This is a genomic window from Pseudomonas fluorescens (assembly GCF_003732425.1).
Classification (GTDB): domain Bacteria; phylum Pseudomonadota; class Gammaproteobacteria; order Pseudomonadales; family Pseudomonadaceae; genus Aquipseudomonas; species Aquipseudomonas fluorescens_BE.
Genome location: NZ_MOBX01000013.1, coordinates 223933 through 245592, shown reverse-complemented (window position 1 = coordinate 245592; position 21660 = coordinate 223933). Strand labels below are relative to the sequence as shown.

Sequence of the window (21660 nt, the reverse complement as noted above, 5' to 3'; positions counted from 1 at the left end):
TGTAATGTCTTTGAATAAATCAATAAATCGGCGAAGCCAGCGATCAATCTGACTTCGCCGAGGCGAGCGTGTTTACACGAACTGCAGAACGTCGTTGACGGCCTTGCGTGGCTTCTGCGGCCAGTTGGTCGCACCCGGGTAGCCAACGGTGACCAGCATGACCGGAATTTCCAGGTCAGACAGATCAAACTCCTTGGCCACCGCCGACTGATCGAAGCCGATCATCGGCGTAGACACCAGGCCTTGGCCCTTCGCGGCCAACATCAGGGTCATGGCTGCCAGTGAGCCGGAACGAATTGCCTCATCACGCTGCAGCTGTGGGTTTTCCTTGTACATGCCTTCTGCGGCGCCCACCCACATGTCGTAGATGGCTTGATCAATGATGCCGGCATCCACGGTAGGTTTAAGCGCCGACGGCAATGTCTCGTGCGGGTTGAGTGTGCCGCAGACGATAAACGTCACGGCGGCATCGACGATTTTCTGCTGCCCCCACGCCAGAGGCAGGAGACGCGCTTTGGCTTCGGCGCTGCGTACGGCGAGGAATTTCCAGTTTTGCAGATTGAACGCGGAAGGTGCATGGGTAGCCAACTCGATCAGCTCGGCAACCTGTTGATCGCTCAAGCTACGCTCAGTGTCGTAGCTGTTGGCGGAAATGCGGGATTTGATAATGTTTGCGATATCGGACATGAGGGTCTCTGTGCGGGAGGAGAGTGCGCAGACCCAGTCATTGGTGTGGAGCCTGCGCCGTCTGAAAATTAGCGGCTGAAACCATCGAACGGGGTCATATAGACCGCCCCGAACGGATCCAGACGTTTACGGATTTCGGCGTCTGGCGTGCCATACACCACAAGATTGGTGACGGTGCACAGCTCAAGAAAACGCTGGCCGAATGGTGCAAACGTGGTGTCTACGTGACTGACCACGGCATCGGCCTTATAGCGCTCGAGGATGTGAACGGTGCTGTTGTCTTCATTGACACTGTATTCGTAAACCAGTGTGCCCGGCTCAGCGCTGGTGGCTTCGACAATGTTGGCGATCAGCGCTTTGAATTCGGGGAAGTCAGCGGGTTTGACCGCGAGGGAGAACAGGCAGGAGATATGTGGATGCATGGAGGGTTTTTCCTTAGACGCTAGTGAGAATGCATCGCTGAACTAGCCGATGCAGGCGTTAACGATCGGGTCAGGATTTCTCCGGCGCCTCTCCAAACAATTTGCCGGCACCGGCCCAGTCGGAGGCGGCGACGTCTTCAAAAATGACGTAGATGTAGTTCGCATCAGTACCGGTGTGCTTGACGATGCTCGCGGTGATGTCTGCGGCAACAGCGGCTTTCTGCTCGTGTTCTTTACCTTCAAACCAGCTGACTCGTACAACAGGCATGACAAATTCCTCTTTGGACATTGATCTGGATAATCGGTGTGCTTGCACGCTTGAAGCGAGTCGCACCGATGTTTTTCGAGACTCAATGCTAATGTCGAATCATCTGGCGATAAACAGCCTGAAACTATAATCTGGGTAGATCCAAACTCTACAATCAGATTATCCGCATGATTCCTGTCGATTCGTTTCAGGGCGTTATCACGTTCGTGGTCGCCGCCCGATCAACAAGCTTCACTCAGGCCGCAGAACGCCTCGGCCTATCCAAGTCGGCCGTGGGCAAATCGATTGCCCGCCTTGAGGATCGACTGGGCACACAGCTGTTCCACCGCACCACACGACGCATCTCTCTGACGGCCGACGGTGAAGCGTATTTTACCGCGTGCTCCACAGCGCTCGAGGAAATCGGCGCAGCGGAAAGTGGCCTCGGGCCGGGGGCAGGGGAGCCATCCGGTCGCTTGCGAGTGGACATTCCTGTGGCGTTTGGACGTCGGGTCGTCGCGCCATTGCTGTTCGAGATCGCCAACAAATACCCCGCACTGCAACTGAATATGACGTTTTCCGACCACATTGTTGATCCATTTGAAGAAGGCATTGATCTCTTGGTGCGCTTCGGTGAGCTGAAGGACACCAGCGGCCTGGTAGCACGCCGGCTTACTCGCCAACGCTGGGCGATTTGTGCGGCGCCCGGGTATCTGCAGCGGTTTGGAGTTCCACAAACACTGGAGGACTTAAGCCATCACCATTGCATCGTCGGTCATCGTCGCGGCCAGCCTTTGTCGTGGCGCGTCAGGCAAGGGGCGGAAACGGTCCGTTATGCGCCACCGTCCACGCATCAAATAGGCGACGGCGAAGCGATGATTCTTGCCGCCGTCGCCGGGACAGGCTTGTGCCAGATGCCGCGCTGCCTGTTCAGAGAAGACCTGGAGGCTGGGAGGCTGGTCGAAGTGCTGGAAGATTACGAGCCTGACCCAGTTGATGTGCATGCCGTCTGGCCAAAGGTCTCGCATCTGCGGCCGAAGGTCAGGTACGTGGTCGATGAGTTGGTAAAACTTTGTGAGCATTGGCAATGACCTGCTGCCATGGCGCCCTTAGCGTCTGAAACTCAATCGCTGAAGAGATCAAACATCAGTTGCCGGAACCATTTGTTGGCCGGATCGCGGTTGTATTTGGTGTGCCAGAACATATTGATCGCAATCTCCGGCAGCGGTAATGGCAACGGCAGGATGGTCAAACCGAACGGTCCGCTACAACTGCTGGCGAAGCGCTCAGGCACGGTCGCGACAAGATCGGTGTTCTGCAAGATATGCCCAACCGCCACAAAGTGCGGCACCTCCAGGTGTATCTGGCGTTGCAGGCCAGCCCGCTGCATGTGCGTGTCGATCTCACCATGTCCGGTACTGGCCGCAACGATTCTCACGTGCGCATATTCACAAAAACGTTCTCGCGTCATGGGTTGTTGTGTCAGCGGATGATCCTGGCGGCACAGGCACACGTATCGATGATGAAACAAACGCCGTTGATAGAAGCCTGCCTGCAAATCGGGCAGTAATCCGACCGCCAGATCCACTTCGCCGCTGGCAAGACTTTCAGACAGTCCCGCATTGCTTCGCAGCGTGCTGACCGAAATTCCGGGGGCCTGCTTGAGCAGGGCCTCAATCAATCTCGGCATGAAGTAAATCTCGCCGATGTCGGTCATCGCTACGACAAAGCGTTTTTGGCTGGTGGCCGGATCGAACTCGTCCTGGCGATTGATCGCGCTGTGCAGGAGGTTGATTGCCTGAGACACCGGCTCGGCCATTTGCAACGCGTAGGGCGTTGGTTGCATGCCTTGATGGGTGCGTACAAACAATTCGTCATTGAGTGAGGTACGCAGACGCTTGAGTGCGTTGCTCACGGCCGGCTGAGTGAGGCCAAGCGTTTCAGCCGCACCGGAAACACTGTGGTCGATCAATAGTTGATGAAAGATCACCAGCAGGTTCAGGTCGAGTTCGCGTAGGTGCATTGCAGGCATCTCGGGAGGAGTGACGAGGTTGCAAGCATACCAGTATTCAGGTTGGTGATAATTTGTATGGGAGTGAGGCCATTTATCAATGTTTTGTGAATAGTCATGATCGAGCTATTCCAAAAACAACATAAAGGTTTCCCCATGAATAGCCCTAAATCTGTCTTGCAAATCGCTATCGTTGGCGGTGGTATCGCAGGTGTCGCCCTCGCACTGGATCTGTGCCGTCATCAACATCTGGACGTTCAACTGTTTGAAGCTGCACCGGCATTCGGCGAAGTCGGCGCAGGTGTTTCATTTGGCGCCAACGCGGTAAGGGCCATCGAAGGTCTGGGCATCGGCAAGCCATACGAGCAAATCGCCGACCGGACCGCTCAGCCTTGGCAGGACATCTGGTTTGAATGGCGTCGGGGTGTCGATGCCGGCTATCTCGGCGCAAGCATTGCTGAAGGCGTCGGTCAGTCTTCAGTACACCGCGCAGATTTTCTCGATGCACTGGCCAGTCAATTGCCAGAGGGCATCGCCGTTTTCGGTAAACGCGCAGTCAGCGTAGATGAGACGGGTGATCGCGTCAGTGTCCAATTCACCGACGGCACGCACCATCAGTGCGATCTCTTGATTGCAGCAGATGGAATCAAATCCTCCATTCGTGATTACGTACTCCAGGGCTTGGGCCAGCCTTTGGTTACCCCTCGCTTTAGTGGCACCTGTGCCTACCGCGGAATGATTGACAGCTCGCAGCTGCGCGACGCCTATCGTGCGGCGGGCGTCGATGAGCATTTGATCAACGTTCCGCAAATGTATTTGGGCCTCGATGCCCACATCCTGACTTTCCCGGTCAAACAGGGTCGACTGATCAACGTCGTGGCATTTGTTTCGGATCGGACTGACGCCAATCCGGTATGGCCGGCCGACAAACCCTGGGTGAAAAACACCACCCAGGCCGAGATGCTCGAAGCCTTCAGCGAATGGGGAGATGCCGTTCGCGTATTGCTTGAATGCATTCCCAATCCCACCCTTTGGGCACTTCACGAACTGGACGAATTGTCGGGTTACGTCCACGGCCGTGTCGGGCTGATCGGCGACGCGGCGCACGCGATGCTGCCGCACCAAGGCGCCGGAGCCGGACAGGGGCTGGAAGATGCCTGGTTACTGGCACGCCTGCTGGCCGATCCGCGGGTTTTGCAACGTGACGCGAAGCAGGTGCTTGAGGTTTATGACGCCATTCGCCGTCCGCGTGCCTGCCGCGTTCAGCGCACTTCCTGGGAAGCGGGCGAACTCTACGAGTTCCGCGACGCCAAGGTAGCGGACCAGGAGCCACTTCTCTCGACAACGCTCGCCAGTCGCTTTGACTGGTTGTGGAACCACGACATGCAAGCCGACCTGGCTGAGGCGCACACTCGACTCGGATGGGCACAAGCTGTCTGAATCCATGCCTGCCGCTCGCCAGTCCTTAGCGACTGGCGCAGTCCGCACCTAACAATAAAAGGTGAAATCATCATGACTGTCAGCATTTCCCAAACCGCTGAAATCCGCGAATTTTTTCAAGACGCAGCCGGGATGAAAAAAGAGGCTGGAGACCCGCGCAGCAAACAGATTGTGCTGCGAATTCTGCAGGAAACTGCGCGACTCATTGAGGAGCTTGAGATCAGCGAAGATGAGTTTTGGGCGGGGGTCGAGTACATCAATCGACTGGGTAAAAACAATGAGGCTGGGCTCTTGGTGGCAGGGTTGGGGATCGAGCATTTCCTTGATCTTCTCAACGATGCCAAAGAGGCGGAAGCAGGGCGCAGCGGCGGAACACCGCGCACGATCGAGGGCCCCCTGTATGTGGCTGGCGCACCGCTGTGTCAGGGATTTGCGCGGATGGACGATGGTAGCGAAGACGCTATCGCCACACCGATGTTTCTAGACGGTCAGGTTCTGGACACACTAGGACAACCCATTGCAGGTGCGCTGGTTGATCTTTGGCAAGCTGACAGTAAAGGCAACTACTCCCACTTCGACAAAAGCCAATCGCCGTTCAATCTGCGTCGGCGCATCGTGACCGACGCGCAAGGGCGTTATCGCGTCAGAAGCATCGTGCCGTCGGGTTATGGCTGTAACCCTCAAGGCCCTACTCAACAGTGCCTCAACCATTTGGGCCGGCATGGCCAGCGCCCAGCGCATATTCATTTCTTCGTGTCGGCTCCGGGCTATGAGCATTTGACCACCCAAATCAACCTTTCTAACGATAAGTATCTTTGGGATGACTTTGCCTATGCCACCCGGGACGGCTTGATTGGTGAAGTGCATTTCGTTGATGACGAAACCCAATCCATCGCTCACGAAGTGTCGGGGCGTTTCGCACAAATGACCTTTGATTTCCAGTTGCGTCACGCTGCCAGCGCTCAGGCGCAACAACGCAGCAATCGCCAGCGTGCTCTGCAAGACGCGTAGGTCAATGCTCGATAACCCATTTATTCAAGAGGATAAGTTCATGTCCCGAACCGCGCTCATGCCTATCGAAGTCAAAGTCGCCGTCTTGCGTGAGGCAGGCGGCAAACTTCAGTTTGAACGTGCCGAGTTGGCCGTTCCGCGTCCCGACGAAGTTCGTGTACGCATTGTTGCAACGGGTGTTTGCCACACCGATATGGTCGTACGCGACCAGCTATTTCCGACACCGCTGCCCATCGTTCTGGGCCACGAGGGTGCAGGGATTGTTGAGGCCGTAGGCAGTGCTGTGACAACCATCGCTCCTGGCGATCACGTTGTCATGACTTACATGTCCTGCGGACTTTGTCTGCCATGCGAGACCGGACATCCGGCGCATTGCTCCCATATGCACCCACTGAATTTTGGTGGTGGACGCCTCGACGGCAGCACCTCCACCTGCAGTTGCGACAACGCAGCCCCGATACACGATCACTTCTTCGGCCAGTCATCCTTTTCGACCTACGTGATCGCTAATGAGCGCAACGTGGTCAAAGTATCGAAAAAAGCACCGCTGGAACTGCTTGGCCCTTTGGGGTGCGGCATACAGACAGGCGCTGGTTCTGTGCTCAAGGCCCTACGAGTTGAAGCGGGTAGCAGCTTCGTTGCATTCGGTGCCGGCGCAGTCGGTCTGGCAGCGGTGATGGCCGCCCGGGTTGCCGGCGCGACGACCATTATCGCCGTGGACGTTACGCCGAGTCGCTTGAAACTGGCGCTTGAGGTCGGCGCCACACACGTCATCAACAGTCGGGAAGAAGACCCGGTGGAGCGCATTCGCGAGATTACTGGAGGCGGGGCGAATTACAGCCTGGAATGCTCCGGACGCGCGGAAGTTCTACGTCAGGCCATCGACGCACTCACGACGCTGGGCACCTGTGGCATCGTCGGCGCGACCAAGATGGGCACCGAAGTCGCTTTCAACATCAACGACGTGATGATCCCGGGCAAACGCATCATGGGCATCGTCCAGGGTGACGTGGTCGCCAACGCATTTATTCCCACGCTTGTCGATCTGCACCTGCAAGGGCGTTTCCCCTTTGACAAGTTGTGCCGGTTCTACACCTTTGATCAGGTCAACGAAGCGATGGCTGATAGTGAAAGCGGGATCACCATCAAGCCGATACTTCGTATGCCGGCGGCTGTCGACCGCACGTAATTTTTTTCAAACTCATCAAAGGATTTCAAGATGACTGTCCAACTCGTAATCGACAATATCGCCCAAGCCGCCTCGGACGGTAAAACTTACCAGCGCATTGATCCGGTCACTGGCAACGTTGTCAGCACCGGCGCGGCGTGCAGTGTGGAAGATGCGCGACGCGTCGCTGCATCGTCCCAGCAAGCATTTAAAACATGGTCGAAAGTGGGCCCGACCGAGCGTCGTCGGCTACTGCTGGCAGCGGCTGATGCGCTGGAAAGCAAGATGGAGCTTTTCTGCAGTGTCATGGCTGAAGAAATCGGCGCTTCTCGACTCTGGTCGCAGTTCAACGTCGGCGCTTCGGCCAACCTGCTTCGTGAAGCGGCATCGCTGACCACGCAAATCAAGGGCGAAACCCTCGCCACCGACAAGCCCGGCACGTTGTCGGTCACCTTGCGTCAACCCGCCGGCACGGTGTTGAGCATTGCACCGTGGAACGGCCCGGTCATTCTTGGCACCCGGTCCATTGCCTACCCGTTGGCCTGCGGTAACACGGTTATTTTCAAAGGTTCAGAAAACAGCCCGCGCACTCATGAGCTGCTGGCCCAGGCGTTCTATGACGCAGGGTTCCCGGCTGGCGTGGTGAACTTTATTATCTCGGCGCCAGAAGATGCCGGCGCTGTAACTGAAGTGCTGATCGCTCACGATACGGTACGCCGGGTCAATTTCACCGGGTCGACCAACGTCGGCCGGATGATTGCCCAGACCAGCGCGAAGTACCTCAAGCGCTGTTTGCTCGAGCTGGGCGGGAAGGCACCGTTTATTGTGTTAGAGGACGCCGACCTGGAAGGCGCGGTCAACGCTGCCGTGTTTGGCGCATTTCTGTACCAAGGGCAAATCTGTATGTCGACCGAGCGCTTCGTGGTTGATGAGTCTGTAGCTGATGCTTTCGTGGCAAAGTTTGCTCAACGTATTCGAGACCTCGAACAGGGGAACCCGGTGCTTAATCCTGCCAGCGTAATCGGCCCGATGATTTCCCAAGGCTCGGTACAGCGCATCAATCAGTTGCTGGATGACGCCGTAGGGAAGGGGGCCACGATTGTGGTGGGAGGTCTGGCAGAGGAGGCGCAGATGGCGCCGACGCTGGTGGATCGAGTGTCATCGAAAATGGATATCTACGATGAAGAAACTTTCGGGCCAGTCACCACTGTGGTTCGGGTCAAAGGCGCGGAGCAGGCATTGGCTGTCGCTAACGATACGGCGTTCGGTCTGTCATCAGCCATCTTCAGTCGCAATGTCAGCCTGGCCCTTGATCTGGCTGGCCGACTGGATGCCGGTTGCGTACACATCAACGGGGCAACGGTGCAAAACGAGCCTCAAGCCCCTTACGGTGGTATGAAGAACAGTGGCTACGGTCGCTTCGACGGCAGCGCCGTTATTGAAGAGTTCACCGAAGTGAAATGGGTCACGGTCGAGCCTTCCGACCAGCCTTATCCATTCTGATATCCAGATTTGGGAACCGGCTCTGAGGAGCCGGTCTACCCAAAATATGAACTGATTCCTTGCGACAGGTCCCTGTCACTCGCGTCAAACGCTGTGCGTTTGAATCTTCCCTTCACCCCTAGATTGTTTTGGCGATATGAGTACCGTTGTCGCGATGGCGGACAGGCGATACTCAATGGTCGTCGCCAGCCACATTGAATAGGCCAACAACTCTACTCCTTCCTCGACCGTCGTCTTGGCCAAGCGCTCGTAACCTTCGCCCAACACAAGATGCCAAAAGCTGCCCATGCCGAAAACCCGCGAAAACAACAACACGCCAAAGCCTGTAGCGAATGCGCCGAATGCGCGGGACTGTGTGAACGCAGCGAGGTCGGCCAATGTCTGTTGGCGGTTGGTTTTACTTAAGGCCACTGTTACGCAGACGGTTGCAATGGCCAGGAACGGCACGCACCAGGCGCTATGACTGATGGGGTCGAACAAGCCATCCAGCTCTCGCATCAACAGGCAGGCAAAGAAACCGCCGGCCAATGATTTGAATCCCGCATGGCCTTTGCTCGTCGGTAACGTCCAGAACGATACGGCGATAATGAACAGCATCAACTCCTGGCTGATTTCGGTGAACGATATCTCGAGAATTTGAGTGTGGAAGACGGCGATGTCCAGCCAGAGCATCGCCAGCGAAAAGAAGACAAATCCAAATTTCAGCAACAACGACAAAGAAGCCAGTTTTAGCTCACGCAGATTAGGGGACAAAACAGCTCCGAATGGTTATCTAATTGAAATAGAAGCGTATTTGACGATATTTTCACATTCGGCATGTATGGCATTTATGAATGATCACTATCGATATATTCGATTCGATGGCGACCTTCAGCTGAAACGTGTTTGTTCTGCACAAACCGGATAGCGGTCTGCACGCAACGGATATTGCTGATACGGATTGCCGGTGACACTGAGCCTACCAATAACAACAACGGAGGCTCAGACCATGTCCATTGGCGTCGAGTATCTCAATTCCTTGCTCGAGGAAAACCGTGAAGAGGGCATCTATCGCTGCAAGCGCGAGATGTTCACCGATCCCCGCCTGTTCGACCTCGAAATGAAGCATATTTTTGAAGGCAACTGGCTGTACCTCGCACACGAAAGCCAGATCCCTCAGAAAAATGATTACATCACGCTGCAGATGGGGCGCCAGCCTATCTTCATCGCACGGAACAAGGACGGCGTACTTAACGCCTTCCTGAATGCCTGTAGTCATCGCGGCGCGATGCTGTGCCGACACAAGCGCGGCAACAAATCTTCCTATACCTGCCCGTTCCATGGATGGACCTTCAACAACTCAGGCAAGCTGCTCAAGGTCAAAGATCCGAGCAATGCCGGATACCCTCAAAGCTTCAACTGCGAAGGCTCGCATGACCTGACCAAGGTGGCGCGGTTTGAGTCTTACCGGGGGTTTCTGTTCGGTAGTCTCAATGCTGACGTGGTGCCTTTGGCCGAGCATTTGGGAGAGTCTGCGAAGATCATCGACATGATTGTCGATCAGTCCCCGGATGGCCTGGAAGTGCTGCGTGGTTCTTCCAGCTACATCTATGAGGGCAACTGGAAACTCACCGCAGAAAACGGTGCGGACGGTTATCACGTCAGCTCGGTGCACTGGAACTACGCGGCCACCCAGAACCAGCGCAAAGAGCGTCAGTCCGGCGACGTCAATCCGACCATGAGCGCGGGCGGCTGGGCAAAAAGTGGCGGTGGTTTCTATTCGTTCGACAAAGGCCACATGCTGCTTTGGACGCGCTGGGCCAACCCGGAAGACAGGCCTCTGTATGAGCGCCGTGACGAACTGGTCAGTGGTTTTGGGCAGGCTCGCGCCGACTGGATGATCGGGAACTCGCGCAATCTGTGCCTGTATCCGAATGTCTACTTAATGGACCAATTCAGTTCGCAAATTCGCATTGCTCGGCCCATCTCGGTCAATCAAACCGAAATCACCATTTACTGCATCGCCCCAGTGGGAGAAAGCGCAGACGCCCGTGCGCGACGCATCCGCCAGTACGAAGACTTTTTCAACGTCAGCGGCATGGCGACGCCTGATGACCTTGAGGAGTTTCGTTCCTGCCAGATCGGTTATCAAGGCAGCGCGACAGCGTGGAACGATATGTCACGCGGTGCCGAACACTGGGTTGAAGGACCTGATGAAGCGGCGCTGGAAATCGATCTACATCCGTTGCTCAGCGGTGTGCGCACGGAAGACGAGGGGCTGTTCGTGGAACAGCACAAATACTGGAAAGACACCATGCTTCAAGCAGTGGCCGTCGAACAGGCAGGCAACATTCCTGCGCGGGAGGTCCAATGAGCGCTTCCTATGAGCAAGTGCGCGATTTCCTCTTTCGCGAAGCCCGTTATCTTGACGACAAACTGTGGGATCAGTGGCTGGAGCTCTATGCCGCCGATGCGACGTTCTGGATGCCGTCCTGGGATGACGACGACGAACTGACTGAAGATCCGCAAAGTGAAATTTCGCTGATTTGGTACGGCAGTCGTGAGGGCTTGGAGGATCGGATATTCCGGATCAAGACCGAGCGCTCCAGCGCGAGCATTCCGGACACCCGCACCTCCCATAACCTGAGCAATATCGAGATCACCGAGATGAGCGAAGGTCAGTGCGCGGTGCGTTTCAACTGGCACACGCTGAGCTTTCGCTACAAGACCGTAGACAGCTATTTCGGTACCAGTTTCTACACCTTGGATACGCGCGGAGAACAGCCGCTGATCAAAGCCAAGAAAGTGGTACTGAAAAACGATTACGTCCGTCAGGTCATCGATATCTACCACCTGTGAATCGGGCTGCGTTACGCAACCCGCCACGAGTGGGGAGGCGCGCAGCCATGCGAGGTTTGTCATGAGCCACAAGATTGCCCTGAATTTCGAAGACGGCGTAACCCGTTTCATTGTCGCAACGCCCAGTGAAACCGTGGCCGATGCCGCGTACCGCCAAGGAATCAATATTCCGCTGGACTGCCGCGATGGCGCTTGCGGAACCTGCAAATGTTTTGCCGAATCGGGTGAGTACGAGCTCGGCGAGGATTATATTGATGATGCCCTGACTGCCGACGAGGCAGGCGAAGGTTTCGTACTGACCTGCCAGATGCGGGTGAAAAGTGATTGTGTGGTGAGCATTCCTGCGTCGTCCGACGTGTGCAAGACCCAGCAATCCACTTATGAGGGGGCGATCCAGGAAGTTCGTCGACTGTCTGACAGCACGCTGTCACTGTCCATCCAGGGCGATGCTCTCGCCGACCTGACGTTCTTGCCGGGTCAGTATGTCAATCTGCAAGTGCCAGGCAGCAACCAGACACGCGCGTACTCGTTCAGCTCGGTGCAGAAGGAGGGGCGCGTAAGCTTCCTGATCCGCAATGTTCCTGGCGGTCTGATGAGCCAGTTTCTCACTGAGCTGGCCAAAGTCGGCGATCACATGAGCCTCGCGGGTCCGTTGGGCAGCTTTTACCTGCGCCCGATCAAACGCCCGCTGCTCATGCTGGCCGGCGGGACTGGACTTGCGCCGTTTACCGCAATGCTCGAGACGATTGCCGAACAAGGCAGTGATCACCCATTGCACCTGATTTACGGCGTCACCAACGATTTCGACCTGGTAGAAATGGATCGCCTCAAGGCCCTGACGGCGAGCATTGCCAATTTCACGTTCAGTGCCTGTGTGGCCAATCCGCAGAGCGAGTGGCCGCAAAGGGGTTACGTCACCCAGCACATTGCGCCTGAGCATTTGAATGGCGGCGACGTAGACATCTATCTGTGCGGGCCACCTCCGATGGTGGAGGCCGTCAGTCATTACATTCGTGAACAGGGCATCTCTCCCGCCAACTTCTACTACGAAAAATTTGCCGCCAGTGCTGCCTGAGCAAGCGGTATGTCGAGGTCGCCATGAGCATGAGATTCAACAATAAAGTCGCGCTGGTCACTGGCGCTGCGCAAGGCATTGGTCGAGGCGTCGTCGAGCGTCTGTTGCTCGAAGGCGCAAGGGTGGTTGCTGTGGATCGCAGTGAACTGGTGCACGAACTGCCGGCGCAAGTGTTTGCGTTGACTGCTGACCTGGAGCGCTACGCCGATTGCCAGCGTGTGGTGAGCCAAGCCATTGAGCACTTCGGCCGGTTGGACATTTTGATCAACAACGTGGGTGGCACGATCTGGGCCAAACCTTTCGAGCATTATCTTCCCGACGAAATAGAGGCAGAAGTACGTCGGTCGCTGTTTCCCACTCTCTGGTGCTGCCATAACGCCTTGCCTCATATGCTGGCTCAAGGCAGCGGGGCGATCGTCAACGTTTCGTCTATCGCCACCCGGGGAGTCAATCGGGCACCTTATGGCGCGGCCAAGGGCGGAATCAATGCGCTGACGGCCTGCCTGGCTTTTGAAACGGGCGGGCGCGGTGTGCGCGTCAATGCAACTGCTCCGGGTGGTACAGACGCACCACCACGTCGAATCCCCCGTAACACCGCCGTGCCCACCGAACAGGAACAGCATTGGTACTCGCAGATCGTCGAGCAGACCAAGGACAGTAGCTTGATGAAACGCTACGGCACGATTGATGAACAGGTCGGCGCAATTTTGTTCCTGGCTTCCGATGAAGCCTCCTACATCACCGGCGTCACGCTACCGGTTGGCGGTGGCGACTTAGGCTGAGTGCCGCTGTTGGGTGCGCGGTAAAAGCGAGTTGGATACCTGTCGAGTATGGTGTCCAACTCTTTTCGTATTGGAATTCGACGTGGTCGTGACAGAGAATCGAGAGGCCTGTTCGTACCCATAGCTTTGCCTGAGTTTCAAGCCTGATTGATAACAATAATATAAGAGTGACCGACATGAATATGCCCCTGCTAAGCGAGCGCAGCGAGGTGTTCAAGAACGCCGACCCCCATGCGGTATCTGGATATGTAAATCAGCATGTCGGCAGCCATTGCATTCAATTACCACGCAAGAGCAACGCTCGCGCTCAGTTGAATCACCGCAAATTTGCAAGCCTGGATCTTTGCCGGATCAGCTACGGCTCCAGCGTCCGAGTGATCTCCGAAGCCTTGCAAGACATCTTTCATTTGCAGATATTGCTGCGTGGCGACTGCCTCTGGCGGGGGCCCGCCGGCGTGCATCATCTGGTGCCGGGTGAGTTGCTGCTTATCAATCCCGACGACCCGGTTGACCTGACGTACTCTCACGACTGCGAGAAATTCATCCTGAAGGTGCCTGCACGATTGCTCGAGTCAATCTGCGAGGAACAGCGCTGGCTATATCCGCGCGAAGGCATCCGCTTTCTGCAACAACGTTATTCACTGGATCAATTGCAGGCTTTCGTGCCTTTGATGGCCACCGTCTGTACTGAAGCCGAGGACGGTGCCGCGTTGGCTCGTGTGCAGGAACACTATGCGCAGATCGTCGCCAGTAAGATGTTGACCCTGATGCGCAATAACGTGAGGCGTGAACATCTGGCGTGCACCAACAGCACGTTCGAGCGGATAGTGGATTACATCCGTCGTAACCTGCAGCAAGACATCAGCGTCCAAAGCCTTGCGGATCAGGCGCAACTGAGTGTGCGCTCGTTGTATGCCTTGTTTGAAAGACACATGCACACCACGCCGCAACGGTTCATCCGTGAACAGAAGCTGACACGCATCCAGGCATGCCTTGCCGATCCGGATTGCAATGTGCGAAGCGTTACTGAAATGGCCCTTGATTACGGATTTGTCCACTTGGGCAGATTTGCAGAACAGTACCGCCGACAGTTCGCCGAATTGCCTTCGGATACGTTGAAGCGGCGCATGCAGCATATGGCCGTCGTTTGAACGCGCGGCGCCCAGAACCTGGGCACCGCAGGACGAGTTACAAACGCATTATTTGAAGGTCTTCTGGATCATGGACACACCTAGCGCCATACCGGCGACCAGGATGATCATCCAGAAATACTCCATGCAGGCCACCAGGGTTGCCTGTTGATGCAGGCTTTGAGCAAGCGTCATCACCGACATCTGATTGGCCGGCCCAACGCCGACGGCGGGCGTTAGCGACTGCGCCAGCAATTGCGTGTTTGCCTGGTAAATTGGATCAGCTGAACTGAAGTGCCCATTTAGGTTGTTGTACTGCAGCGTAGTGCGCCATTGCAGAAATAAAGTGGCAACGGTTGTGCCGAGAGCCATGGCGATCTGCCCGAGCATGCTTTTTATTTGATAGGCATGGGCAAACAAAGTGTCGTGATGCGTCACATCGCGAAATGTCTGCATGGCGGCGGTAGCCAGCACCAACATTACAAAGCAGCCATTGAGTATCAGCGCGGGCAATATGTTCGCCCACATGTTTGCGTCAGGCGTGAGCGATGACAAAAGCAGGCCGAAGCTGATTAGGGCCGCAAACCCGGCCACAAAGAACTTTTTCGGTCCGGGATGCTTCGGTATGACGAAGGCCATTACGATCCACGTCAATAATGCACCGGCGAGACCAAACGCCTGAAACGCCCCGATCGTGTCCCACGAGTAGCCGAGGGCGGTTTGCAGGAAGTACGGCAAAATGTAGTTATTGCTGCCCAGAACGATGTACGTGAAGCAGAACAACGCAACGCCGAGGATGTAGCGCGACTGCATCAAGTCCCTGACTTTGAGAAACGGTGTGTCCTTGGAATGCTCAGCATGGAAGAAGATGTAAACACCCAAAGCCGCCAGCAAAGCGAATGCCAAAAGAATCACTGATTCGTTATAAAAGTCGTAGTAAGAACGCTGCAGCACATACAGCAGGAAGAAGGTGCTGACAGACAACAGCAAGATGTTTGCTGGACTGGACGGCGAGCGTTCATCCTCCTCGATTGCCGTGTCAGGCAAGAACCTTGTACATAGAAAACCCGCTACGACGGCCCCCGCCATCAGCAGCCAGAAGATGGCATGCCAGGTATCTTCGACCACTACCAGCGATGACAGAAAAGGGGCCGCTGCCGTGCCGCTGGCAAGCCCGGTTGCAAACACTTTGACGCCTACGAATCTCCCAGGTCCGGGAGGTAGAAGATTGACCATCAAGCGAGCGGACGTCATGAAGGACGCCCCTCCCAACGCCATGATCACGCGGCCAACGGTGAACGAAGTCAGATCATCGCTGACGCCGCACACAAAGGCGCCCATCACATAAATGCTGATCGAGCCCAACATGAAATTGCGCCAGCCGAGTCGCTCAACCAACCAGCGCTGTTTTGAAATAACCACGACTGCGATACACGCATAAAGCGCGGCGACCAACGTGAATTCTTCAGGGCTGGCGTCTATTTCGCCGCGAATAGGCGCTGAGGCGAAAGCAATCATGCCGGCCTGAAGATATTCGAGCGCGCATAAAAGGCCGACGGCGATCAGCAAAGCGGCGTTTTTCCGATACATGAGCGGACTCGTCAAGGTTTCAACAGCTGGGAGGAGGGGCCACGGTCTTCGTTGGCGCTGATTATTTGTTCGACGATGTCATTCGCATCCTTGAGTTCGTTCTCAAAGATATCGGTGCTATAGGCAGGTTGCGCTGGTGTCTTTTTATTAAGTCGCTCGCCGCTGGTATCGGTGGTATCAACGGACACCCTCATTGATAGCCCCAAGCGCAATGGATTGGCGGCAATTTCGTCAGGACGCAGGGCGATACGGACCGGCACGCGTTGAGTGACTTTGATCCAGTTGCCCGTAGCGTTTTGTGCCGGCATCAACGAAAAAGCGCTGCCAGTCCCGGCATCCAGCCCTACGATGGTTCCGTGAAACATAACCTTGCGTGCATAGGCATCGGCGTGCAACTCCACAGGTTGTCCGATTCGCAAGTCCTCGATCTGCGATTCCTTGAAGTTGGCGTTCACCCAAACCTGATCGATCGGAACGACAGACATCAGAGCAACACCCGGACTGATGCGCTGGCCGACCTGCACACTGCGCTTGGTGATCAGTCCGCTAACCGGCGAGTTAATTTGTGTGCGATGCAGGGAAATAAACGCATCACGCAGATTGGCAGCAGCCACCAGCACGTCGGGATGCGTTCGTAGCGTGGTGTTATCCACCATGGCCAGGCGCACTGCCAATGCATGCCGCGTGCCGTCGAGCCCGGCGAGCGCGTTTTTCAGCACTTCCTCGGCGTGGCTGATCTCTTCCCGAGACACCGCGCCGCTTGCGGCAAGTTGACTGCGACGTCGAACGTCATCCCGAGCCTTGCGCACGTCGTTCTGCCGCTGACTGACCTCAGCTTCCAGTTGTTGCACCTGGTAATACTGGGTGCGCGCCTGTCGTACGGTGCGGGCCAGGTTCGATTGAGTGCGTTGATACTGGATTTCGGCATCGACTGCATTGAGCGTGACCAAAGGAGCGTGGGCATCGATATGGTCGGTGTTATCGGCGCTGATGACTGTCACGGTTCCGCTGACCTGAGAGGTCACCTGCACAATATTACCGTCCACGTAGGCATCATCGGTGGATTCGCGGCCAAGACCAAGGAAGTACCAGCTCGCGAGGATGGCTAATAGCAGGACGATCGCTGCAATCAGTAGCAACTGCGGACGAAATGACTTGGATGGACGGGAGGCGTCAGCAGAGGAGGGCGTTGGGGAGGTCATGATTTATCAACTACGGTGGAATTTGCAGGGGAGGAGGCAGGGAGTTCCGGGCGATAGCCACCGCCCAATGCTCGGCTCAGGTTCGCTTGCAGCGACAGTGCGCGAGACTCCAGCGTCACCAGTTGGCGCTTCTGGGCCAAGGTCGCATTCTCGGTGGCCAGTACTTGCAGATAGGTTGCCAATCCCGCGCCGTAACGCAGGTTGACCAGATCAGAAGCGGCTTGCGCGGTATTGACCGCATCCAATTGCTGCGCCATTCGCTCTTTCAACCAACGCAGCGAAGACAACTGATCGGCAATATCGCGAAGCGCATCGACAACGGTCTGGTTGTAATTTTCGACGGCGAGGTCGTAAGCCGCGTTCTGTGCACTCAGATTGCCGCGCAAACGCCCGCCCTCAAAGATGGGCAGACTGATAGCGGGCGACACGCCCAGAATTCGGCTGCTGTGATCGTTGAAAGTGCTGAACGCAAGGCTTTGCAACCCCACGAAGGCTGTCAGATTCACATTGGGATAAAAACGCGCTTTCGCGACTTCAATCTCATGCCCCGACGCCTCTACACGCCAGCGCTGAGCAACAACATCGGGGCGGTGTCCCACCAGTTCGGCTGGAATGTTTGTGGGCATCACCACGTTGTTGCTGGCTAGCAGGTGAGGGCGGGTAATCGATCTACCTCGATCAGGCCCTTGGCCCAACAAAGAGGCAAGCTTGTTCTGGTTCAGCTCGATCATTTCCTTCAAGGCCGCGATATTGGCGCGACTGGCGGGAAGCGATGCCTGTGATTGCTTGATATCGATCTGACTGCCCAACTCAGCAGTGAATCGTTGTTGGGTGAGTTTTTCGATATCGATTTGCTGGTTCAACAAAGCCTGGGCTACGTCTAGCTGCTCGTACGTATCCTGCAGGGCGATATACGTCTGTACAACGGCCGATGACAAAATCAATGATGCCGCGCGACTATCGACTTCAAGCGCCTTTCTGCGCCCAACAGCGGCTTCAACCGCTTCGCGGTTCTTTCCCCAGAAATCCAATTCGTAACCGACATTCAGCGTTGCCTGATCGACATTTTGCCAGGTGCCTTTAACCGGGGCAGGGGTGGTGCCATTTGAACTGAATCGCTCACGGGTGGTGCTCGCTGATGCGTCGATACGCGGCAACAGCGACGCGCCCTCTATTGCTTCCAGCGCGCTCGCCTGGCGCACGCGAGCGGCAGCGGAGCGCAGCGTCGGGCTTTGTGCCAGCGCCTCCTCAACCAGATTATCCAGTTGCTTGTCGTTGAAACTGCTCCACCAGGTTTGAGTTGGCCAAGCAGATGGCGATAGCGTGGCCCCGCCATCGGCTAAGGTTTCACTGGCGTTTCCGGGTTCTTGCAGGCTTGAGACTGGCTTCAAATCATTGAAGGCGCATCCGCTTAGCAGGACCACCAACGCCGCTACCGAGAATCGAGCGGCAAGGGGAAGCCCATAACGTGGGTGCGCTGACGCCTCGTTTTTACAACTGTTCATTACGTTTGTTCTCTTACGGCAAATAGAAATCAGGCCAAAGATGGGGCAGGATTCAATAAAAACTGTCAGTGTCGTTATGGGCAAAAAAAGGCGACTTAACTGGCTCTTAGTCCTTTAACGATTACGGAGACTGAATGGTCGATGTCATCCAGGTTATCGAGGTTCGCCGTTACCAAATGAAGCCACGACATACCGGTAAGTAGCGAGACTGCGCTTTCAACGGCTGGACCTTCAACGATGTCGCCCGACTCTACAGCGCGTGCAAAAATCTTTCTTAACGTACGCTCGCGACGTGGCAAAAACTCTTTTCTGAACTCCTCTAGAGCCTGCGGTTCGTGCTGTATCTCGGCAATCAGGCTACGCAATGTTTCGCCCGCACTTGAGGTCCGCCACCAACTCCAAAGTGAGCGCAGGTGAACGATCAAGTCTTTATTCAAATCTCCAGTGTCCGGCTGTGTCACGAATGTCAGGGCGGTGCGTTCATAAACATCCCTAAGCAAGGCGCTCTTGTTTTTCCACCACCGGTAGATCGTAGGCTTGCTCGAACCGGCCCGTTCCACCAGGGCATCCATAGTAAATGCTCGATACCCACGCTCCTCGAGAATCGCTGCAGCAGCCTCAAGAATGGCCTCTGTGCTCTGAGGACTGCGAACAGCCCCTATGGAGGATCTGCTACGCAGCTTGGCGGATTTCAGGTGGTCGGGCTTGGATTCCATATAGTGCTCTGATTGTTTTTGAGCGTGAAAACGCCAATAGAAACTGTGGGTATTTATATGTCCAAATATAATCCCGGTCAATAAAATGGGGGCGAATAAGGCATTCATAACATGAATAGTGACTATGGCTTTTTGTAATAACTCATCGAGCCCGTGACTGTTAGAGTGGCTGGCTTATTGCTGTCTATATGCCATTTTGTGTCATTTTTATAAATCGGCGGTTACTGCTAGTTAATAGCAAGCTGTGTGTGGTCGTTTAGTTTTATTGTAGTTGCAGTGCTTAGGAGGCAGGAGTGCATACGAATTTAATTGACGCGTTTAATATTTTTGAGAGCGTAAACAAAGCGATGGGGCAATGGATAGAGGAGGCCGTGGCCAGCCAAAACCTGACACTCATGGACTTTCGAATTCTTGATAGCTTGGCGCAGGGTACTGCGCTGACAACGGAGCAATGTAGTCAGCATTTGAATATCATTTCATCCAAAATCGCACAAAGTATCGATAAACTTGAAAAGTCAGGCTTTGTGCAGCGCCGACGGGAGAAGCCAGATCGTCGGAAAGTTATGCTGCAGTTAACTGATCAAGGTCTTGAAATTTATGAGCTTGCGCTAGGCGCTCTATACGGTCGCTGGCAAAATTCATTAAATAATGTCGGTGCGGACGTACTACACATCACCGCACTTTTCGCGGGCTCGGACCTCGCACCTATTGCCAAGTTAGGTAAAAAATTACTCCAAAAAATAGTTGAGCATCGACTTTAGAAAAATCTGCCAGTAACCGGAGATTTCATGCTCGACAGCAGATAGCTTTATAACTCAACTAAATAGATGTTTAGTTGAGTTATGGCTTTTTGTTATAAGCGCGAATCGGTGTAAATCTAACTCAAGATTATTTTCCGGCTCTTAAAAGAGCTTGGAAAGCTTCCATTGTGGCTTGTTCCGACTCTTTGATTTGGCTGAGAACGGCCATAAGGTGCTGAGAAATTTCGTCTTCCGTTGCTGAGTTTGGTAGATCACCCAGGAGGCTGGACATCTTTTTTAGGCGGTTCACTTGTGAGAAAGCATTGGCAAGCCTGTTGTTGACTGTCTCATTGAAAATGTCAGCTTTATCTAAGAATTGAGATGGTAGCTCGATCGTGATTTTCGTGGCTTGAGCAGCCAGATCTTTCCGTGTGTTTTCATCATTTAGCAAATCCACCACATAGGTTTGATCGCCATCAGAGGGCACTACATAGCATCTGAATTTCGCGATCTCTATCTGGGTAGCTCCAACGGGAGTGGTCATGATCTGAGCTAGGAGCTTTGCGCTTGCAGCCCGTTCACGTTTTCTTTGAGCTTTATCAAAGCTCCAGATAATAAGTGCAATTGTTGCAGCAGCAGACGTCGCCACAGCCGCTACGGCGTCCCAGTCGATTTTCCATTCGGTACACAGCCACATGTAATTTCTCCATCAATTGGTGAGGCAACGTTTGTAGGGTGGCATTCAAGCATGCGGTGGCAGAGACCTTTGTGGAGAAAGGAAGAGGCTTCACCAGGCTTTAAATCTGATGTGACAGCCCTCTAGATCTGCGCAACAAGTCCACGCGATACGTTCCAGATTTCACACAGCGACGCGTTTAAGGGTGGATTTCTGACGTGAGTAATGCCGTAAACGAACAAGCACGCCCTAAAAAGACTCCTTTAATTCAAACGAATAGGCGATTTCGCATGCAGTGTGCGATCACGCAATCGGAGGGGATGTTTTTGGATTCGCTGCGCATGACGTAAAATTAGGCATTACAGAGACGGCAAAGGCCCGCGTTGCCACACAGCCAAGAAAATTCTTCCGAGCTTTCTGGCTGCCAGATCCTCATATTTTACTGAGAATTCGTGAGGTGCCGGATGAAATACGAAAATTAAGGTCTTGATTTTGCGGCATTCTCATCTTTTGCAGTTTTTTCTCACATTTCAGTAACCTCGACAACTGTGCAACCGGGCTGATCTCGCAACATCTTGTTACGTGTAATGTATATTATGTTAAACAAGATGCCATGTTAGAAATGCTCATGAGTCTCGTAAGGCACTGATTCGACATATCTGCTTCTGGCATCCATTCTCTCAACGGGCCATGTCCTTCGTGTTCATGGCGAGTCATTGAATGAGGTGGCTGCCGATGAAACTGATTCAGTGCCGTTTCACTTCAGGGCAGCGTGTTCCGCTGCTCGTGCACGCAGGGTCTGCCAGATCAATCCCGTTGAAGCCGCCAGCAACCAACGCCGCTACTATCGAGCCTGCAGAAGTACCGGATACGCCTTTTATATCCAATTCAAGCTCATTAATGGCGAGCAACCCACC

22 protein-coding genes are annotated in these 21660 nt (G+C 54.8%); 11 read left to right on the top strand and 11 right to left on the bottom strand.

Going from position 1 to position 21660, the window contains the following annotated elements; translation table 11 throughout:
* Window positions 1-72: 72 nt before the first annotated feature.
* The 3 genes from BK670_RS11485 to BK670_RS11475 form a co-directional block, all read right to left on the bottom strand.
* Window positions 73-687, bottom strand: coding sequence for a nitroreductase family protein (locus BK670_RS11485; protein WP_123449855.1), 615 nt, complete (start codon window positions 685-687; stop codon window positions 73-75).
* A gap of 68 nt (window positions 688-755) precedes the next feature.
* Window positions 756-1109: a putative quinol monooxygenase gene (locus BK670_RS11480; protein ID WP_123449854.1), complete on the bottom strand. Its 354-nt coding sequence runs from the start codon at window positions 1107-1109 to the stop codon at window positions 756-758.
* 70 nt (window positions 1110-1179) lie between these two features.
* Window positions 1180-1377 (bottom strand): tautomerase family protein, encoded by a 198-nt coding sequence (locus tag BK670_RS11475; protein ID WP_007910302.1) that lies wholly within the window; start codon window positions 1375-1377, stop codon window positions 1180-1182.
* Between the two features lie 167 nt (window positions 1378-1544).
* Between BK670_RS11475 and BK670_RS11470 the strand changes: the two genes are divergently transcribed.
* Window positions 1545-2447, top strand: coding sequence for a LysR family transcriptional regulator (locus BK670_RS11470; protein ID WP_123449852.1), 903 nt, complete (start codon window positions 1545-1547; stop codon window positions 2445-2447).
* Between the two features lie 32 nt (window positions 2448-2479).
* Here the strand turns inward: BK670_RS11470 and BK670_RS11465 are convergent, their stop codons facing one another.
* Window positions 2480-3379 (bottom strand): LysR family transcriptional regulator, encoded by a 900-nt coding sequence (locus BK670_RS11465; protein WP_123449851.1) that lies wholly within the window; start codon window positions 3377-3379, stop codon window positions 2480-2482.
* Window positions 3380-3523: 144 nt separating this feature from the next.
* On the opposite strand from BK670_RS11465, the gene salA reads away from it, so the two are divergent.
* The 4 genes from salA (at window position 3524) to BK670_RS11445 (ending at window position 8489) form a co-directional block, all read left to right on the top strand.
* The gene (gene salA / locus BK670_RS11460; protein ID WP_123449850.1) at window positions 3524-4807 is read left to right on the top strand and encodes a salicylate 1-monooxygenase; all 1284 of its coding nucleotides are present in this window, start codon (window positions 3524-3526) and stop codon (window positions 4805-4807) included.
* 72 nt (window positions 4808-4879) lie between these two features.
* The gene (gene catA, locus BK670_RS11455; protein ID WP_123449849.1) at window positions 4880-5818 is read left to right on the top strand and encodes a catechol 1,2-dioxygenase; all 939 of its coding nucleotides are present in this window, start codon (window positions 4880-4882) and stop codon (window positions 5816-5818) included.
* Window positions 5819-5858: 40 nt separating this feature from the next.
* Window positions 5859-7007, top strand: coding sequence for an NAD(P)-dependent alcohol dehydrogenase (locus BK670_RS11450; RefSeq protein WP_123449848.1), 1149 nt, complete (start codon window positions 5859-5861; stop codon window positions 7005-7007).
* A gap of 30 nt (window positions 7008-7037) precedes the next feature.
* Window positions 7038-8489 carry an aldehyde dehydrogenase gene (locus BK670_RS11445; protein ID WP_123449847.1) on the top strand — a complete coding sequence of 484 codons (1452 nt, stop codon included), beginning with the start codon at window positions 7038-7040 and terminating at the stop codon, window positions 8487-8489.
* A gap of 84 nt (window positions 8490-8573) precedes the next feature.
* On the opposite strand, the gene BK670_RS11440 is transcribed toward BK670_RS11445, so the two are convergent.
* Window positions 8574-9242, bottom strand: coding sequence for a hypothetical protein (locus BK670_RS11440; protein WP_259697556.1), 669 nt, complete (start codon window positions 9240-9242; stop codon window positions 8574-8576).
* A 235-nt stretch (window positions 9243-9477) separates the two neighbouring features.
* Between BK670_RS11440 and benA the strand changes: the two genes are divergently transcribed.
* The 5 genes from benA (at window position 9478) to BK670_RS11415 (ending at window position 14335) form a co-directional block, all read left to right on the top strand.
* Window positions 9478-10842 carry a benzoate 1,2-dioxygenase large subunit gene (gene benA, locus BK670_RS11435; protein WP_123449846.1) on the top strand — a complete coding sequence of 455 codons (1365 nt, stop codon included), beginning with the start codon at window positions 9478-9480 and terminating at the stop codon, window positions 10840-10842.
* Window positions 10839-11327, top strand: a complete 489-nt coding sequence (gene benB, locus BK670_RS11430) for a benzoate 1,2-dioxygenase small subunit (RefSeq protein WP_123449845.1) — start codon at window positions 10839-10841, stop codon at window positions 11325-11327. Before benA ends, benB begins: the two co-directional genes overlap by 4 nt.
* A 61-nt stretch (window positions 11328-11388) precedes the next feature.
* Window positions 11389-12402 (top strand): benzoate 1,2-dioxygenase electron transfer component BenC, encoded by a 1014-nt coding sequence (gene benC, locus BK670_RS11425; protein WP_123449844.1) that lies wholly within the window; start codon window positions 11389-11391, stop codon window positions 12400-12402.
* A gap of 23 nt (window positions 12403-12425) precedes the next feature.
* A complete protein-coding gene (locus tag BK670_RS11420) occupies window positions 12426-13184 on the top strand; it encodes a 1,6-dihydroxycyclohexa-2,4-diene-1-carboxylate dehydrogenase (protein WP_123449843.1) in 759 nt (252 codons plus the stop codon).
* A 176-nt stretch (window positions 13185-13360) separates the two neighbouring features.
* Complete coding sequence (locus BK670_RS11415; RefSeq protein ID WP_123449842.1) at window positions 13361-14335, top strand: AraC family transcriptional regulator; 975 nt, start codon at window positions 13361-13363, stop codon at window positions 14333-14335.
* Between the two features lie 48 nt (window positions 14336-14383).
* Here BK670_RS11415 and BK670_RS11410 read toward each other — a convergent pair whose 3' ends face one another.
* From BK670_RS11410 to BK670_RS11395, 4 genes are all read right to left on the bottom strand, one after another.
* Window positions 14384-15904, bottom strand: a complete 1521-nt coding sequence (locus BK670_RS11410; RefSeq protein WP_123449841.1) for an MFS transporter — start codon at window positions 15902-15904, stop codon at window positions 14384-14386.
* 11 nt (window positions 15905-15915) lie between these two features.
* Complete coding sequence (locus BK670_RS11405) at window positions 15916-17106, bottom strand: HlyD/EmrA/EmrK family protein (RefSeq protein ID WP_123449840.1); 1191 nt, start codon at window positions 17104-17106, stop codon at window positions 15916-15918.
* On the bottom strand, window positions 17103-18611 hold the full coding sequence (locus BK670_RS11400; RefSeq protein ID WP_123449839.1) for an efflux transporter outer membrane subunit: 1509 nt from the start codon (window positions 18609-18611) through the stop codon (window positions 17103-17105). Before BK670_RS11400 ends, BK670_RS11405 begins: the two co-directional genes overlap by 4 nt.
* Window positions 18612-18706: 95 nt before the next feature.
* Entirely contained in the window at window positions 18707-19327 is a 621-nt protein-coding gene (locus BK670_RS11395; RefSeq protein ID WP_123451344.1) for a TetR/AcrR family transcriptional regulator, read from the bottom strand.
* Between the two features lie 293 nt (window positions 19328-19620).
* Between BK670_RS11395 and BK670_RS11390 the strand changes: the two genes are divergently transcribed.
* On the top strand, window positions 19621-20088 hold the full coding sequence (locus BK670_RS11390; protein ID WP_123449838.1) for a transcriptional regulator, SarA/Rot family: 468 nt from the start codon (window positions 19621-19623) through the stop codon (window positions 20086-20088).
* Window positions 20089-20215: 127 nt separating this feature from the next.
* Here BK670_RS11390 and BK670_RS11385 read toward each other — a convergent pair whose 3' ends face one another.
* Window positions 20216-20764 carry a hypothetical protein gene (locus BK670_RS11385; protein ID WP_123419591.1) on the bottom strand — a complete coding sequence of 183 codons (549 nt, stop codon included), beginning with the start codon at window positions 20762-20764 and terminating at the stop codon, window positions 20216-20218.
* Between the two features lie 725 nt (window positions 20765-21489).
* Window positions 21490-21630, bottom strand: coding sequence for a hypothetical protein (locus BK670_RS30215; RefSeq protein ID WP_404942478.1), 141 nt, complete (start codon window positions 21628-21630; stop codon window positions 21490-21492).
* Window positions 21631-21660: the final 30 nt, after the last annotated feature.

Excerpts from the sequence above, each read along its gene's own strand:
- BK670_RS11485 (WP_123449855.1), bottom strand. The coding sequence starts at position 687 with ATGTCCGATATCGCAAACATTATCAAATCCCGCATTTCCGCCAACAGC.
- BK670_RS11480 (WP_123449854.1), bottom strand. The coding sequence starts at position 1,109 with ATGCATCCACATATCTCCTGCCTGTTCTCCCTCGCGGTCAAACCCGCT.
- BK670_RS11475 (WP_007910302.1), bottom strand. The coding sequence starts at position 1,377 with ATGCCTGTTGTACGAGTCAGCTGGTTTGAAGGTAAAGAACACGAGCAG.
- BK670_RS11470 (WP_123449852.1), top strand. The coding sequence starts at position 1,545 with ATGATTCCTGTCGATTCGTTTCAGGGCGTTATCACGTTCGTGGTCGCC.
- BK670_RS11465 (WP_123449851.1), bottom strand. The coding sequence starts at position 3,379 with ATGCACCTACGCGAACTCGACCTGAACCTGCTGGTGATCTTTCATCAA.
- salA (WP_123449850.1), top strand. The coding sequence starts at position 3,524 with ATGAATAGCCCTAAATCTGTCTTGCAAATCGCTATCGTTGGCGGTGGT.
- catA (WP_123449849.1), top strand. The coding sequence starts at position 4,880 with ATGACTGTCAGCATTTCCCAAACCGCTGAAATCCGCGAATTTTTTCAA.
- BK670_RS11450 (WP_123449848.1), top strand. The coding sequence starts at position 5,859 with ATGTCCCGAACCGCGCTCATGCCTATCGAAGTCAAAGTCGCCGTCTTG.
- BK670_RS11445 (WP_123449847.1), top strand. The coding sequence starts at position 7,038 with ATGACTGTCCAACTCGTAATCGACAATATCGCCCAAGCCGCCTCGGAC.
- benA (WP_123449846.1), top strand. The coding sequence starts at position 9,478 with ATGTCCATTGGCGTCGAGTATCTCAATTCCTTGCTCGAGGAAAACCGT.
- benB (WP_123449845.1), top strand. The coding sequence starts at position 10,839 with ATGAGCGCTTCCTATGAGCAAGTGCGCGATTTCCTCTTTCGCGAAGCC.
- benC (WP_123449844.1), top strand. The coding sequence starts at position 11,389 with ATGAGCCACAAGATTGCCCTGAATTTCGAAGACGGCGTAACCCGTTTC.
- BK670_RS11420 (WP_123449843.1), top strand. The coding sequence starts at position 12,426 with ATGAGCATGAGATTCAACAATAAAGTCGCGCTGGTCACTGGCGCTGCG.
- BK670_RS11415 (WP_123449842.1), top strand. The coding sequence starts at position 13,361 with ATGAATATGCCCCTGCTAAGCGAGCGCAGCGAGGTGTTCAAGAACGCC.
- BK670_RS11410 (WP_123449841.1), bottom strand. The coding sequence starts at position 15,904 with ATGTATCGGAAAAACGCCGCTTTGCTGATCGCCGTCGGCCTTTTATGC.
- BK670_RS11405 (WP_123449840.1), bottom strand. The coding sequence starts at position 17,106 with ATGACCTCCCCAACGCCCTCCTCTGCTGACGCCTCCCGTCCATCCAAG.
- BK670_RS11400 (WP_123449839.1), bottom strand. The coding sequence starts at position 18,611 with ATGAACAGTTGTAAAAACGAGGCGTCAGCGCACCCACGTTATGGGCTT.
- BK670_RS11395 (WP_123451344.1), bottom strand. The coding sequence starts at position 19,327 with ATGGAATCCAAGCCCGACCACCTGAAATCCGCCAAGCTGCGTAGCAGA.
- BK670_RS11385 (WP_123419591.1), bottom strand. The coding sequence starts at position 20,764 with ATGTGGCTGTGTACCGAATGGAAAATCGACTGGGACGCCGTAGCGGCT.